The sequence below is a fragment of the Micromonospora sp. S-DT3-3-22 genome (genome assembly GCF_015354745.1).
Lineage (GTDB): Bacteria > Actinomycetota > Actinomycetes > Mycobacteriales > Micromonosporaceae > Micromonospora > Micromonospora wenchangensis.
This window is the reverse complement of sequence record NZ_JACGMO010000040.1, coordinates 1-13,998: the sequence shown is the minus strand read 5'-3', so window position 1 is coordinate 13,998 and position 13,998 is coordinate 1. Positions and strand designations below refer to the sequence as shown.

The following is a 13,998-nucleotide window of genomic DNA, read 5'->3' as shown; positions in this document are numbered from 1 at the left end:
AGCCCCATTGAGTTGATCACCGCTTCGACGGGCCTGGCTCGGACCCACGGCGGCTGGAGGAAGGCGATCACCGCCCGGGACCGGCCCCGGGGACGACGGTCAGGCGTAGGTCTCGAACTCGGCGACCTTCGGGGTGGCAGCAGAGCTGTTGATCCGGAAGGTGACCTTCTTCAGCGAGGTCCGGGCGAAGGTGATCACGCCGGCCCGGCTGCCGGAGGCCAGCACCGCGCCGGTGTCCCCGTTGAGGACCTGCCAGGAGGTGACGCTGCCGGCCGACCCGGACGCCTCCCGGATGTTGATCGAGGAGATGCTGGTCGCGGAGCCCCACTTGATCGAGATGTCACCGGTCGACCCGGCGGGCGACCAGAAGGTGCTCAGGTTGCCGTCCCGCACGTCGCCGTAGCTCGTACCGCTGGCCTTGCTGGAGCCGTCGGAGCCGGCGCCGATGCTGAGGTTGGTCCCGCCGGGGGTGCTGGTGGGCGGCGGGGTGGTCGGGGCCGGTGTGGTCGGCGCGGGCGTGGTCGGGGCCGGGGTGGTCGGGTTCGGGGTGGTCGGCGTGCAGTTCCCGGTGGACTCCTTGAGGCCGGTGTTCGCGCCGGCCGTCTGCCGGACGATGTCCGGCACGCAGCTCGCCCCGTCGAGGCGGTACGAGTACGGGATGCTGACGCTGGTGTTCGACGGCATGTTCGGGCCGGCGGGGTTGGTCTCGCTGCCGGGCGAGGACCAGGTCACGTTGTCCAGGATGTTGCCGCTGGCCTGCCAGTAGCCGGCCTCGCTGGTGTAGAAGGTGCCCAGCACGTCCCGGGAGTTCTTGAAGTAGTTGTTCTCCACCTTGGCCCGCGCGCCGGCCCGCGAGTTGATTCCCGACTCGTTCAACTGCACGTACGAGTTGTTGTAGATGTGCGCGATCCCGCCCCGCAGCAGCGGCGTACGGGAGTCGATGTTCTGGTAGAGGTTGTGGTGGAAGGTGACGAAGCCGTTGCCCCGGTCGCTCTCGCTGGAGCCGATCAGGCCGCCCCGGCCGGAGTTGCGCAGGATGCTGTACGACAGGGTCACGTACTGGACGTCGTCCTTCATGTCGAACAGCCCGTCGTAGCCCTCCGACTCGCCACCCGACGCCTCCAGCGTGACGTGGTCGACCCAGACGTTGCGCACGCTGCTCTCCATGCCGATGGCGTCGCCGCCGTTGGAGATGGGCGAGCCCGACTTCTTGACGTTCCGGACGGTCACGTTCTGGATGATGATGTTGCGGGAGTCGCGGAGGTGGATGCCGAGCTGGTCGAAGACCGCCCCGCTGCCGACCCCGACGATCGTGACGTTGCTGATCTCCTTCAGCTCGATCTTGTCGGCGGCGGTGTTGCAGCTGCTGCCGGAGACCTTCGTGGTGTTGCCGTGGTTGATCGTGCCCTGCACCTCGATGACGATCGGGGTGCTGCTGCTGGCCCGGTTGCACAGCGCCGCGTGGATCGCGGTGCCGGTGCTGGCCCGTACGGTCTGCCCGCCCGCGCCGCCGGTGGTGCCGCCGTTCTGGGTGGCGTAGCCGCTGGCGCTGCCGGCCGCCGCCGACGCCTGGTGCACCGGCAGGGCCACGCAGATCGCGGCACCGACGGCGGCCGTGGCCAGCCCCGCCTGGACTCGTCGTGCAACTGGTCGTCTCATCCTCGCGTCACCTTTCTCATTACCTGGTGGTGGTGCCGCTGCCGGGTGGTGTGGTGCCCGGCCGGACGGCGGTGATGATGGTGATCCTGTTGGACCTCTGCGCACCGGGGACGGGCCGGGCGTTCGCGGCCGTCAGGCGGAGTCGCCGGTCGGCCAGGGGTGCCTGCGCCGGTGTGCCGGATCGAACCGCTCGCCGTGCTGCCGCGCACGGCGAACTGGTGCCTCCGGCGGCAGCGGAACTCACCGGGGCACCCGCACTGAGCATCTGGAAAGCGCTTTCCACAAGCGAGAATAGGGCGGCGTCTATCGATACCGCAAGATGTCGTCCGGATTGCGGCTAATGACCGCCTGGTGCACCCGGCGGCAGCGCCCGGCGGACGAAGGTCTCCAACTCCTCGCCGCCGTACCAGTCGGTGCGGCGGCCCAGGTGTTCCATGCCGAGCCGGCGGGCCACCGCCATCGACGCCACGTTGCCGGGGGCCACCACCGCGTACACCTGGGGGGTGCCGGTGGTGAGTTCCCGGTCGACCAGGGCGCGGGCCGCCTCGGTGGCGTAACCGTGGCCCCACGAGTCCGGGTGCAGGTGCCAGCCCACCTCGATGTCGTCGGTGGGCACGCGCCCGTCCCGGCCGGGCAGCGGCTTGAGCAGGATCGTGCCGGCCACCAGGCCGGTCCCGCGCACCTGCACGGCCCAGGTGCCGTACCGGTCGCCGTGCCCGGCGTGCCGGGCCCGCCAGAGCGCCAGCCGGCCGGCCGCCTGCCCCGGCTCGGTCAACGGCAGGCCGGGGGCCGCGCCCAGCCAGCGCACCACCTCGTTGCGGGAGTAGAGGTCGAAGATCCGGGCCAGGTCGGCCGGCGAGTCGGTCCAGTTCCGCAGGATCAGCCGGGCGGTGGTGAGCACGGTCATGACGCGGGATCGTAATGCGTGCCGCAGGAGGATCGGGGGAAGAACATCGCGATGGGCGACGCATGGCAGCGTACGAAGCGGATCACCAGCGCCGCGTTCCAGCCGGTACGGGGACGGGACCTCTCCCTGCACGCCGCCGCGATCACCTTCTACGGGGCGATCGCCGTGGTGCCGGTGGCCCTGCTGGCGATCTGGCTGACCTCGCTGGTGGCCGGCGCCGACCGGGTGCGCCAGCTCACCGCGTACGCCGTGGAGACGCTGCCGGACGCGATCGGTGCCCCCGAGGCGGTGGACGCGCTGGTCAACGCCGGGGTGCAGTTGACCCCGCTACTGGCGCTGGCCTCCCTGCTGCCCGCCTCGCTCTACGGTGAGGGGCTGCGCCGGGCGTTCGTCTCGGTGGCCACCGCACCCAACCCGGACGAGTCACTGGTGGGCTGGCGGGGGCGGTTGCTGTTGCTGCCGCTGCTCGCCCCCGCCCCGGCCCTGCTGCTGTCGATCCTCATCGCGCTGCCCACCACCACCCGGCTGATCCGGCAGGGCGGCTGGGTCGCCGCCCTGGGCATCGTGCTGTCGTTCCTGGCGGTGTGGCTGGTGCTCACCCCGGTGCTGATGTGGGTGTTCCGGGTGGTCGGGCCGGCCTCACCGGACTGGCTGTCGACGTTGGCGGTCGGCTCGTTCACCGCCGCCAACCTCTCCGGCTTCCTGCACGGCTTCGTGCTGTTCTGTTCGCTCCCACTGGATCTCGGGGTGCCGTTCGGTGGTTTCGACCCGGTCGGGGCCGGCGTCGCGGTGCTGCTCTGGCTCTACCTGTTCCACGTGATCGTGCTGGCCGGCTACTCGGCCACCCTCGCGTTGTCCCGCTGGCGGGCCCGCCGCGCCGCCGCCTCCGGGTCGGCGTCCGGTTCCGACGCCGTCGGGACGTCCCGGTCCGCGACGGCGAACCACCCCGCGGCGTCCGACCCGGCCGTCGGGACCACCCCGGAGGCCGGGACCGCCGGCTCCGACACCGCGGGCCCCGACCCGTCGGGGGTCGGCGACGCCGCCGGCTCGTCGGTCTCGCGCAGGCCGTAGCGGGCCCAGAACCGGGCCAGGGGTGCCGGGGCCCACCAGTTCCACCGGCCCAACAGCCGCATGGTGGCCGGCACGAGCAGCGCCCGGACCAGGGTCGCGTCCACCACGATCGCCACGATCATGCCGACGCCGATCAGCTTGATGTAGGCCATCCCGCCGGTGGTGAAGCCGGCCACCACGATGATCAGCAACAGCGCGGCGGCGGTGATGATCCGACCGGTGCGTTGCAGGCCGGCGGCGACCGAGGCGGTGTTGTCGCCGGTGCGGTCCCACTCCTCGCGGACCCGGCTGAGCAGGAACACCTCGTAGTCGGTGGCCAGCCCGAACAGCACCGCGAGCATGAGGATGAGGTTGCTCGGCTCGATGAACCCGGTGGAGGTGAAACCGAGCAGGCCGGACAGGTGCCCGTCCTGGAAGATCCAGACCACCACGCCGAACGACGCGCCGATCGACAGCAGGTTCATCAGCACCGCCTTGACCGGCAGCACCACCGAGCCGAAGGCGAGAAAGAGCAGCAGCAGGGTCGCGCCGGCCATCAGCAGGGCCATCCACGGCAGCCGGTCGCCGAGGCTGTCCAGCAGGTCGACGTCGGCGGCGGGCCGCCCGCCGACCAGCACCTGCGCCCCGTCCGGGCCGGGCAGGTCGCGCAGCGCCCGCACCACGTCCCGGGCGGCGTCGCCGGTCGGCTCCCCCGGGTAGCTCACCGACAGCAGGGTGGACTCCCCCTTCGCCGCCGTGACCTGCACCCCGGTCACCCCGGGCACCGCCGCGATCCGGTCGGCGAACGGGCGTACCGCATCGGCCGGCGCGCCGGAGACCAGCACCTCGACCGGGGCGATCGTGCCGCCGGGGAACTCGGCGGCGATCCGCTCGGAAACCACCCGGGGCGCGGCGTCCGCCGGCAGCACCCGCTCGTCGACCCCGCCGAAGGTGATCCGCGCGAACGGGGTGGCCAGCACGCCGAGCAGCACCGCGACCCCCACCAGGTACAACGCCGGCCGGCGCATCACGCTGCGCGCGATCCGGGCCCAGGCGCCGCCGGGCTCACCCGCCGCCCGCCGCGCACCCCGCGACCCCCGCCGCCACGGCAGCGGTACGCGCACCGCGTCCACCCGGTGGCCGAGCACCACCAGCAGGGCCGGCAGCACGGTGAGCGCGGCCAGCATGGCGATCAGCACGGCGGCCATCCCGCCGAAGCCCATCGACCGCAGGAACGGCTGCGGGAAGATCAGCAGGCTGGCCATGGCGAGCGCGACGGTGAGCCCGGAGACGAAGACGGTCCGGCCGGCGGTGAGCATCGTGCGGCGGATCGCCTCGGCGGTGGACCGGCCGGCGGCCAGTTCCTCCCGGAACCGGCTGACGATGAACAGCGCGTAGTCGACCGCCATCCCGAGGCCGATCAGGGTGATCACGTTGATCGCGAAGATCGACACGTCGGTGACCAGGTTGACCAGGCGTACCGCGAGGAACGCGCCGAGGATGGCCAGCCCGCCGACGAGCAGCGGGGTGCCGGCGGCGACCAGCCCACCGAAGATCAACACGAGCAGCACCAGCAGCACCGGCATCGACAGCAACTCGGCCCGGGTGACGTCCTCGGTGCTCTGGGTGGTGGCCGCCTCCTGGAACGCCACCAGCCCGCCGACGTCGGTGCGCAGACCGGGCGCGTCCAGCGCGGGACGCAGCGCCGCGAACTGCGCCGAGCGGGCGTCCTCGTCGCCGCCGGTGAGCTTGACCAGCGCGTAGGTGGCCCGGTGGTCGGTGGCGACCAGCGCGGGCGCGGGCGCGTCGTACCAGGTGGTCACCTCGGCCACCTCGGCGCGCTGACGCAGCCCGGCCACCGTGAAGGTGACCGGGTCACGGAACTGCGGGTCCTCGACGGTGACGGTGTCGCTGGACCACAGGACGATCACGTCGGCACCCTGCCGGCCGAGTTCGGCGGTGACCCGCTGCACGGTCCGGCTGGACTCGCTCGACGGGTCGTCGAAGCCACCCCCGCTCAGCTCGCCGAACACCCCGGTGCCCCAGGTCGCCCCGACGGCGATCAGCACCCCGGCGACGGCCAGCACCGCCCACCGGGCGCGCACCACCACCCGCCCCCACCAGGCGAACATCGGCCTCTCCCCTCGTCGACCCGCCGACCCGCCGTCACCCGCACCCGGGCCGCCCACCGGGACCGCCCCTCAGCGATCGACGTCCACTATCGCAACAACCGTTCACGTTCGACGGGCCGGCCCGGCCTCTCCCCGGTTGCCGGATCGGGAGGGGCACCGCTTCCCGTGGTGACCGGTATGCCTGTGCGGCATACTCATGCCGCACAGGCATACCGCGTTCCGCGCCTGATGGTGCCGACACCCGGCCGACCCGGGCCAGCCGGCCGACCCTGCCGACCGGTCCCGCCGGTCGAGCCGGCAGACGTCACACCGCGCACCGCACTAGGCTGCGCAGGCATGAGCGATGCGAGTGAGCTGCCGTCCCGCGCCGACGTCGTGATCGTCGGATCGGGGCACAACGGGCTGGTCTCCGCCGTCCTGCTGGCCCGTGCCGGGCTGGACGTGCTGGTGCTGGAGGCGGCGGAGGTGATCGGCGGGGCCACCCGTACCGAGAACCCGTTCCCGAAGGTGCCCGCGCTGCGCCACTCCACCGGGTCGTACCTGCTGGGGCTGATGCCGCCGGAACTGCTCGCCACCCTCGACGTCCGCATCCCCGTGCTGCGCCGCGACCCGCACTACTTCCTGCCCACCCCGGGCGGGCCCGGTGCGCCGTACCTGCTGTTCGGCAGTGACACCGCCGCGACCCGGCGGCAGCTCACCGAGTTCTTCTCCCCCGCCGACGTGGCCGCCGACGACGCGCTCCAGGCCGAGCTGGCGCAGCTCCGCACCGACCTGGCCCCGGCCTGGCTGGCCGAGCCGCTGCCGGTGGAGCAGACCGCCGACCGCTACGTCCGCCCCGAGCTGCGGGAGGTCTTCGTCGACCTGGTCCGTGGTTCCGTCGCCGACTACCTGGCCCGCTTCGACTTCCGCTCCGAGCTGCTGGTCAGCATGTACGCGGTCACCGACGGGCTGTCCGGCCTGAACGCCGGCCCGGACGACCCCGGCACCGGCCACAACTTCCTCGTGCACAACATGTGCCGGCTGCCCGGCTCGGACGGCACCTGGATGATCGCCGAGGGGGGCATGGGCACCGTCTCCCGCACCTTCGCCGAGGCCGCCCGCGCCGCCGGGGCGACCATCCTGACCGGCACCCCGGTCGAGGCCGTCACCCTGTCCGGGGGCGCGGCCTCCGGCGTCCGGCTCGCCGACGGGCGGGAGGTCGCCGCCGAGGTGGTGCTCGGCGCGTGCGACCCGTACCGGCTGATGGAGCTGGTGCCCGACGGCGCGCTGCCGGCGGAGCTGGGCGCGCGGATGGCGGCGGTCCGCCGGCCCGGCACCACCCTCAAGCTCAACCTGGCGCTGACCGGGCTGCCCCGGTTCTCCTGCCTGCCGGCGGACGCGCCCAGCCCGTTCGGCTCCACCATCCACCTGCTGCCCGGGTCGGCGTCGCTGGTCGGGGCGGGCGGCGAGTCGCCGATGGCGGCGCTGCGGGCGATGTGGGCCGACGTGCGGGCCGGGCGGCTGCCCGACGAGCCGACCATCGAGTGGTACCTGCACACCACCGTCGACCCGTCGCTGTCCGACCCGGCCGGGCACCACTCGTCGGCGCTGTTCGTCCAGTCGGTGCCCTACGAGCTGGCCGGCACCGACTGGGACACCGCGCTGCCCGGCTACGTCACCCGGCTGGTGGAGATCTGCGAACGGTACGCCCCCGGCACCGGTGACCTGATCGCCGACGCGGTGCCGCTGCCGCCGCCCGGCATCGAGGCGCACTTCGGCATCACCGGCGGGCACATCCACCACGTCGACAACACCGTCTCGTTCACCGACCGGATGCCGTACGCCACCGGCGTCGACGGCGTGTACGCGGGCAGCGCCGGCTGCCACCCGGCCGGCAGCGTGATCGGCGCGGCCGGCCACAACGCCGCCCGGCGCATCCTCGCCGACCTCGGCCGCTGACACCCGACCGGCCCGCGCCCCCGCTCAGGCGGGGGCCGGGCGGGAGGACGGCAGGTCGCCCGGACCCCGGATCAGGTAGAGCCCGGTGAGCAGGAAGTACGCCGCGAGGCTGAGCACCGGGTCGACGAAGGAGATGCCGAACGCGACCACGTACAGCACCGGGCCGAGCAGGAAGCGGCGGGCCACGGCGCGGGCCAGCCGGGGGTCCAGCCCCGGATCGAGCAGCCGACGGCGGCGGGCCCACCACCAGCTCAGGTTGAAGAACAGCGCCTCACCGAGCACCGTGCCCACGTAGAGCGCGGCGGTCAGCCGCTGGTCGGCGACGGTGCCCCGCAGGTTGTCGGCGAGCAGGCTGGCCGCGAACGGAATGGCCGCCACGAACAGCAGCAACAGCAGATTGAGGACGAGCAGCAGTTGGTCGACCCGGACGACGTACCGCCACATGTTGTGGTGGGTCAACCAGACCTGCCCGACGATCACGAACGTGATCACGTACGCCAGGTAGGCGGGCCACTCGTGGAACAGCGCGTCCGGCAGCTCCTGACCCTCGGGCCGCTGCGGGCTGAGTTGGAGCAGTTCCACCGCCATCAGGGTGAGCACGATCGCGATCACCGCGTCGCTGAACGCCTCCACCCGCGAGGCGTCCCGCTCCTTCTCCCGCCGGTGCCCGAACTCGTACTCCTCCTCCTCGTCCCCCACCCCGCCCCACCCGCCCTGTCGGTCATGACGGTGCCGGCCGGTGCGGCCCGGCACCCTGTCATGGTCGCCGCAAAAGGGGGGTGGTGGGGCGGGAACTGGGTCAGTTGACCGGCTCGCCGGCCGGGGCCGGGGTCTCCGCGTCCACCCGGGCGGCGCGGATCTTGTGGCCGACGCTGGTCAGGCAGCGGCCGGACGGCAGGTCGAACTTCCAGCCGTGCAGCTGGCAGGTGAGCTGGTCACCGTCGACGATGCCGAACCGGGTCAGGTCCGCCTTGAGGTGCGGGCAGCGGCGCTGCACCACCCAATCACCCAGGGTGACGTCCTCGGCGTCGACGGCCCGCTCGTGCTCGTCGTACCAGCCCTCGGCGTACTGGAGGCGCTCGGTGGACAGGCACTTGAAGAAGGCGTACACGAACTCGTTGTACTGCCCGATCCGGGCCGCCGAGAAGCGGCAGGACAGGAAGAGCGAGTTGACCCAGTCGACCTCGTCGATGTGCAGCAGGTGCTCGATCAGCGCCCGCTCGGTACGGAACCGGTACCGGACCTTCTCGTCGGCGTACGGCCGGACCTGCTTGCCGGGGAAGTCCACCACGATCGACTCGACCTCGGAACCGTCGTAGCCGACCAGGTCGAAACGGACCGGGCCGCCGACCCCCTTGGCCAGGTAGATCGACTCGTCGAGCAGCGGCTCGATCCGGCGCTTCATCCCGGCCAGCACGTCGATCTCGGGGTGCCGCCAGGACGCCTTCTCGGCCTCGATGACCGGGCGCTTACGCTCCCGCATCTCCTCCAGGTGGGCCTTCTTGTTCGCGAAGAACTCCTCGACCGGCTGCGGGTGGGTGGTGGTCGCGCCGGAGGTGGTCACCTCGGCGACGCTGCCCGGCAGCAGCACGATGCCGTTGGTGCCGCCGACCTTCGCGTACTCCGACAGGAACACCGACTGGTCCGGGAAGATGTTGCCCTCGTCGCCGTGGATGTCGTTGAACTGCCACAACGCGTCGTCGAGGAAGCACGGCGGGCCGGCGATCGGGAAGACGTGGTCGGCCTTCAGGTCGTCGATGTAGCGCCAGGTCCGGTCGAACTGCCGCTCCCGCTTCTGCTTGCCGAACGCGGTCTTCGCCGCCTGCGGCAGCTCGTAGACCATCGGGTACCAGATCGCGCCGGAGAACTGGAGCAGGTGCGCGTGCACGTGGCCCAGTTCGGCGAAGACGGTCAGGTCGGTGGGCCGGGCGTCGTTCTGGTTGAGCAACCGGACCCCGTCGTACTCCACCCAGAGCGACGAGTCGCCGATCGGGCCGTCGGTCGGGCTGGTCAACGCCTGGATCATGATCTTCAGGCCGCCGTCCAGCTCCACCACCTGCTCGTTGGGCGCCCGCAGGAACTTCGTGAAGCCCAGCGCCCGCAGCTCGTCCTCCATCTCCGAGGTGGGGAACTCGGGCAGCAGGACGGTGGCGTCCTTGCTCACGAACTCGCGTAGGTGCTTGGCGTCGAAGTGGTCCCGGTGCAGGTGCGACACGTACAGGTAGTCGACCCGGCCCAGGGTCTCCCAGTCGAGCAGGGAGTTGTCGGGGAACGGGAACCACGAGGCGAAGTAGGCCGGATTGACCCACGGGTCGCACAGGATGCTGCCCGCAGCCGTGTCGATCCGCATGCTGGCGTGTCCCGTACCGGTCACTCGCACCGCAGTCCCCCTCAAACAGACAATCAAGGTGTACGTCAGAACGCTACCGGAGGCAGTGTGGTCGACGGCCCGCGACGCCGGTAGAGCCGACCCGCCCCGCCGGGAAGGGGACCTTCGGCCCGGGTGGCCGACCCCACCCGGCGGTGTGGGCCCGCGCCGCACCGCGCTCCCAGCAGGGCGGACCCCGCACCGGGCCCGGGGCGGGGCGTGCCAGACTAACCGGAGATCCGATCGCGAGGGAAGGACCGACAGTGGCAGGAAGCGAGCCGGTAACCGCGCCAGATCAGCACAGGCCCGGGCACCGCAAGGCCGGGCGGATCGGCGCGGTGCTCTCCGCGTTGGCGCTGCTGGCGATGCTGTGCGGCAACCACGAGGGCAAGGTCGAGGACATCTGGCTGGTCGGCCTGGCCGTGCTGTTGCTGGCGATCGTCGTCGGTGACGCCGTGCTGCGGCGCAGCGGGCTGCGCTCCTGACGCACCGCCCCCGGGATGTCACGAGGGCCCGCCCCCGACCGGGGGCGGGCCCTCGTCACGCGTGGTGGATCACCGGCCGAAGAGGATGTCCTGCACGTCCTTGAGCGCGGCGTCGACCTCGGCCTCGAAGTAGCCGCCCGGCACCAGCCCGAAGCGCAACGTGTCCAGGTCCTTCGGGTTCACCGGCATCTGGTTGCGGCCCTGCATCCCACCGAGCAGGCTCTCGAAGAACCGGTCCACCTGGTCCGGGTCGTACCCGCTGCCGAACCGGCGCACCTGGAAGCTGCGCCGGATCTGGTCGACCCGGTACAGCTCGCTGCCCGGCGGGCCGGCCATCGGCGGGCCCACCATCGGCGGCCCACCCACCGGCGGACCCATCGGCGCGGGCGGGCCACCCATCGGCGGACCACCCAGCGGCTGCGGCGGCATCGACGGTGGGCCGGCCGGGCCCCGGCCACGCATGTCCCGGGGGTCGCGCTCGGGCATCCGGTCGCGCTCCAGCATGCGGTCCCGCTCCGGCATCCGGTCGTGCTCGGGCATCCGGTCCCGGTCCAACATGCGGTCCCGCTCCGGCATCCGGTCCAGCATGCGGTCCCGCTCGGGCATCCGGTCGCGGTCCGACATCCGGTCCCGCTCCGGCATCCGGATCTCGGCGGTCATGTCGGCACGGCCGTGCCGACCGGCCTCGAACCCGTCGAAACGCTGCTCGTCGGGGGGGCCGTAGCCACTGCCCGGACCGGCCGGCAGGCCACGCGGCGGCGGGCCACCGTGCCCCATCGGAGCACCCGGACCGGGGCCCATCGGCCCGCCGGGGCCCGGCCCCAGCTGGCCGCGCGGGGCGTCGTACCCGCCACGCGGCGCGTCGTAGCCACCGGCGAAGGCACCGGTCGGCTCGTCGTAACGGCTGCCGTACTGGTCGGGCGGGCCGGGCTGCGCCGGCATGGCGCGCGGCGACATCGGCGGCGGGGCCTGGGGGAGGCCCCGGTGGTCGTCACGCATCGGCGGGGCGAGCCGGTCGCCGCCACGCGGGTCGGCACCGCGACCGCTCGGGGCGGACCGTTCCTCCAGCTCGGCCAGCTGCCGCTCCACCCGGTCCAGGTGCAGGTCGACCTGCCACTCGTCGTAACCGTTGAAGCGGACCCGGAAGACGACGTCGTGGACCTCCTGGGACGCCACCGGAGCACCGACCGGCTGACCGGCGAGGGTCGCCTCCACCCGATCCAGGAAGGCGTCGACCTCGTCGACCTTGTAGCCCCGGCGGAGCGCCTTACGCCGGAAACGCTGACCCTGACTCGCCACTATGTCTCCTGGTCTCGTACCGCTACGCCCGGTCGCGCCCCACGCGGCGCCTCGCTGTCACTGTCGCCCGCGGCAGCCAACTGCCCGCACGCACCGTCGATCTCGCGCCCCCGGGTGTCACGCACCGTGGTGGAGACGCCGGACTCGCGCAACCGCCGGACGAACTCCCGCTCCACCGGCTTGGCGCTGGCGTCCCACCGGCTGCCCGGAGTCGGATTGAGCGGGATGAGGTTGACGTGCGCCGACCGTCCGGCCAACAGGCGTCCGAGCAGGTCGGCCCGCCACGGTTGATCGTTCACGTCCTTGATCATCGCGTACTCGATCGACACCCGGCGCCCCGTCGTCGCCGCGTAGTCCCACGCTGCGTCCAGCACCTCGGCTACCTTCCAGCGCTGGTTGACCGGCACGAGTTCGTCGCGCAGCTCATCATCGGGCGCGTGCAGCGACAACGCAAGGGTCACCGAGAGGTCTTCGCTGGCCAGTCGGCGGATGGCCGGCACCAGGCCGACCGTGGAGACGGTGATGTGACGCTGCGACAGACCCAGCCCCTCCGGGGCCGGCGCGACCAGCCGTCGGATCGCCGTGACGACCCGGGAGTAGTTGGCCAACGGCTCACCCATGCCCATGAACACGACGTGGGACAGCCGGGGCGGCGACCCGGCCACCGCGCCCGAGGCGGCGACCCCGGCCAGGTAGACCGCCTGGTCGACGATCTCGGCGGCGGAGAGGTTCCGGGTCAGCCCGGCCTGGCCGGTGGCGCAGAACGGGCAGGCCATGCCGCACCCCGCCTGGCTGGAGATGCAGACGGTGACCCGGTCCGGGTAGCCCATCAGCACGCTCTCCACCAGCGAACCGTCGTGCAGCCGCCACAGCGCCTTGCGGGTGGCGCCGTCGTCGCAGGCCAGCTCACCGACCGGGGTGAGCAGCCGGGGCAGCAGCGCCCCGGCCAGCCGGTCCCGGCTGGCCGCCGGCAGGTCGGTCATCCCGGCCGGATCGCGGACCAGCCGACCGAAGTAGTGGTGGGATATCTGCCGGGCCCGGAAGGCCGGCTCGCCCAGCTCGGTGACGAGCGCCCTGCGGCCCGGCAGATCGAGATCGGCGAGGTGCCGGGGAGGCATCGCCGGGCGGCGGCCGGGGGCGTCGGGGTCAACGGGGATCACAGGCAGGCTCGTCATGGCTGGTCCAGTCTGTCACGCCGTGTGCCGCAGCCGCCCGTCCGGAGGTGCCGAATCGGCCCCCACCGCCGGGACCGCCCGGGTGGCACGGCGTGATTCATCCCTCAGCCCACCACCGGCACGAGGACCGCCAGCAGCAGATAGGCGGTGGGTACGGCGAACAGGATCGAGTCCAGCCGGTCCATCAGCCCCCCGTGCCCCGGCAACAGGCTGCTCATGTCCTTCACGCCCAGATCCCGCTTGATCATCGACTCGGCGAGGTCGCCCAGCACCGCCGCCACCGAGACCGCCACCCCGAACAGCGCGCCCCACCAGGGGGCCACGTCGAAGAGCAGCCAGATCAGCAGGGCACTGCCGGCGGCCGCGGCGACCACCGAACCGGCGAACCCCTCCCAGGACTTCTTCGGGCTGATCCGGGGCGCCATCGGGTGCTTGCCGAAGTTCGCCCCGGCGGCGTACCCGCCGGTGTCGGAGAGCACCACACCGACCACGGTGACCAGCACCCGCAGGTGGCCGTCGCCGGGGGCCGCCGCGAGCATCGCCGCGAAGCCGCCCAGGAACGGCACGTAGACCGCGATCAGGGTGGCCGCGGTGATGTCCCGTTGGAAACCGGCCGGGCCGTCACCCAACCGCCAGATCATCGTGCCCAGCACGGTGACCAGCAGGCCCAGGCTGAGCGCGTCCGGGCCGGCGAACCAGGCCAGCCCGATGGTGAGCACGCCACCGGCGAGCAGCGGCACCAGCGGCGGATGGGCGCCGCTGCGCCGGACCGCGCGGGCCATCTCCCAGATGCCGACCCCGATCGCGCCGGCCAGCACGGCCAGGAAACCGGGGAGGAAGAAGAAGAGCGGAACCAGGACCAGCGCGCCGAGCCCGAGACCGACCCCGATCGCGGCCGGCAGGTTGCGTCCGGCCCGGCCGGTCGACGGCTGCGGGGTGGCCGGCCGGTCGGCGCTGGCCCGCCGCCGCCCCGGGGACCGCCGGC

General features: G+C 72.6%; 10 protein-coding genes and 1 pseudogene. 3 read left to right on the top strand and 8 right to left on the bottom strand.

Features of this window, described 5'->3' with window-relative positions:
* Positions 1–99: 99 nt before the first annotated feature.
* Together H1A17_RS14095 and H1A17_RS14090 are read right to left on the bottom strand one after the other, a co-directional pair.
* Positions 100–1,659, bottom strand: coding sequence for a polysaccharide lyase family 1 protein (locus H1A17_RS14095; protein ID WP_194822045.1), 1,560 nt, complete (start codon positions 1,657–1,659; stop codon positions 100–102).
* Positions 1,660–1,996: 337 nt separating this feature from the next.
* Positions 1,997–2,566 carry a GNAT family N-acetyltransferase gene (locus tag H1A17_RS14090; RefSeq protein ID WP_194822044.1) on the bottom strand — a complete coding sequence of 190 codons (570 nt, stop codon included), beginning with the start codon at positions 2,564–2,566 and terminating at the stop codon, positions 1,997–1,999.
* Positions 2,567–2,617: 51 nt separating this feature from the next.
* Here H1A17_RS14090 and H1A17_RS34420 point away from each other — a divergent pair.
* Positions 2,618–3,451 (top strand): annotated as a pseudogene (locus tag H1A17_RS34420) (YhjD/YihY/BrkB family envelope integrity protein); the annotation flags it as partial.
* On the opposite strand, the gene H1A17_RS14085 reads toward H1A17_RS34420, so the two are convergent.
* The gene (locus H1A17_RS14085; protein ID WP_145918383.1) at positions 3,400–5,748 is read right to left on the bottom strand and encodes an MMPL family transporter; all 2,349 of its coding nucleotides are present in this window, start codon (positions 5,746–5,748) and stop codon (positions 3,400–3,402) included. The pseudogene H1A17_RS34420 and the gene H1A17_RS14085 sit on opposite strands and share 52 nt — an antisense overlap.
* A 336-nt stretch (positions 5,749–6,084) precedes the next feature.
* Between H1A17_RS14085 and H1A17_RS14080 the strand changes: the two genes are divergently transcribed.
* Positions 6,085–7,686: an NAD(P)/FAD-dependent oxidoreductase gene (locus H1A17_RS14080; RefSeq protein ID WP_194822043.1), complete on the top strand. Its 1,602-nt coding sequence runs from the start codon at positions 6,085–6,087 to the stop codon at positions 7,684–7,686.
* Positions 7,687–7,710: 24 nt separating this feature from the next.
* Here the strand turns inward: H1A17_RS14080 and H1A17_RS14075 are convergent, their stop codons facing one another.
* Entirely contained in the window at positions 7,711–8,385 is a 675-nt protein-coding gene (locus H1A17_RS14075) for a TMEM175 family protein (RefSeq protein ID WP_145918381.1), read from the bottom strand.
* 100 nt (positions 8,386–8,485) lie between these two features.
* Positions 8,486–10,066: a Rieske 2Fe-2S domain-containing protein gene (locus H1A17_RS14070; RefSeq protein WP_145918380.1), complete on the bottom strand. Its 1,581-nt coding sequence runs from the start codon at positions 10,064–10,066 to the stop codon at positions 8,486–8,488.
* Positions 10,067–10,317: 251 nt separating this feature from the next.
* Here H1A17_RS14070 and H1A17_RS14065 point away from each other — a divergent pair, with 251 nt between their 5' ends.
* Positions 10,318–10,539, top strand: a complete 222-nt coding sequence (locus H1A17_RS14065) for a DUF2631 domain-containing protein (protein ID WP_088645513.1) — start codon at positions 10,318–10,320, stop codon at positions 10,537–10,539.
* Positions 10,540–10,608: 69 nt separating this feature from the next.
* On the opposite strand, the gene H1A17_RS14060 is transcribed toward H1A17_RS14065, so the two are convergent.
* The 3 genes from H1A17_RS14060 to H1A17_RS14050 form a co-directional block, all read right to left on the bottom strand.
* Positions 10,609–11,838: a DivIVA domain-containing protein gene (locus H1A17_RS14060; protein WP_194822042.1), complete on the bottom strand. Its 1,230-nt coding sequence runs from the start codon at positions 11,836–11,838 to the stop codon at positions 10,609–10,611.
* The gene (gene rlmN / locus H1A17_RS14055; RefSeq protein ID WP_145918378.1) at positions 11,838–13,013 is read right to left on the bottom strand and encodes a 23S rRNA (adenine(2503)-C(2))-methyltransferase RlmN; all 1,176 of its coding nucleotides are present in this window, start codon (positions 13,011–13,013) and stop codon (positions 11,838–11,840) included. Before rlmN ends, H1A17_RS14060 begins: the two co-directional genes overlap by 1 nt.
* Before the next feature lie 104 nt (positions 13,014–13,117).
* The coding region (locus H1A17_RS14050) for a phosphatidate cytidylyltransferase (RefSeq protein WP_194822041.1) at positions 13,118–13,998 on the bottom strand (881 nt) is incomplete at its 5' end.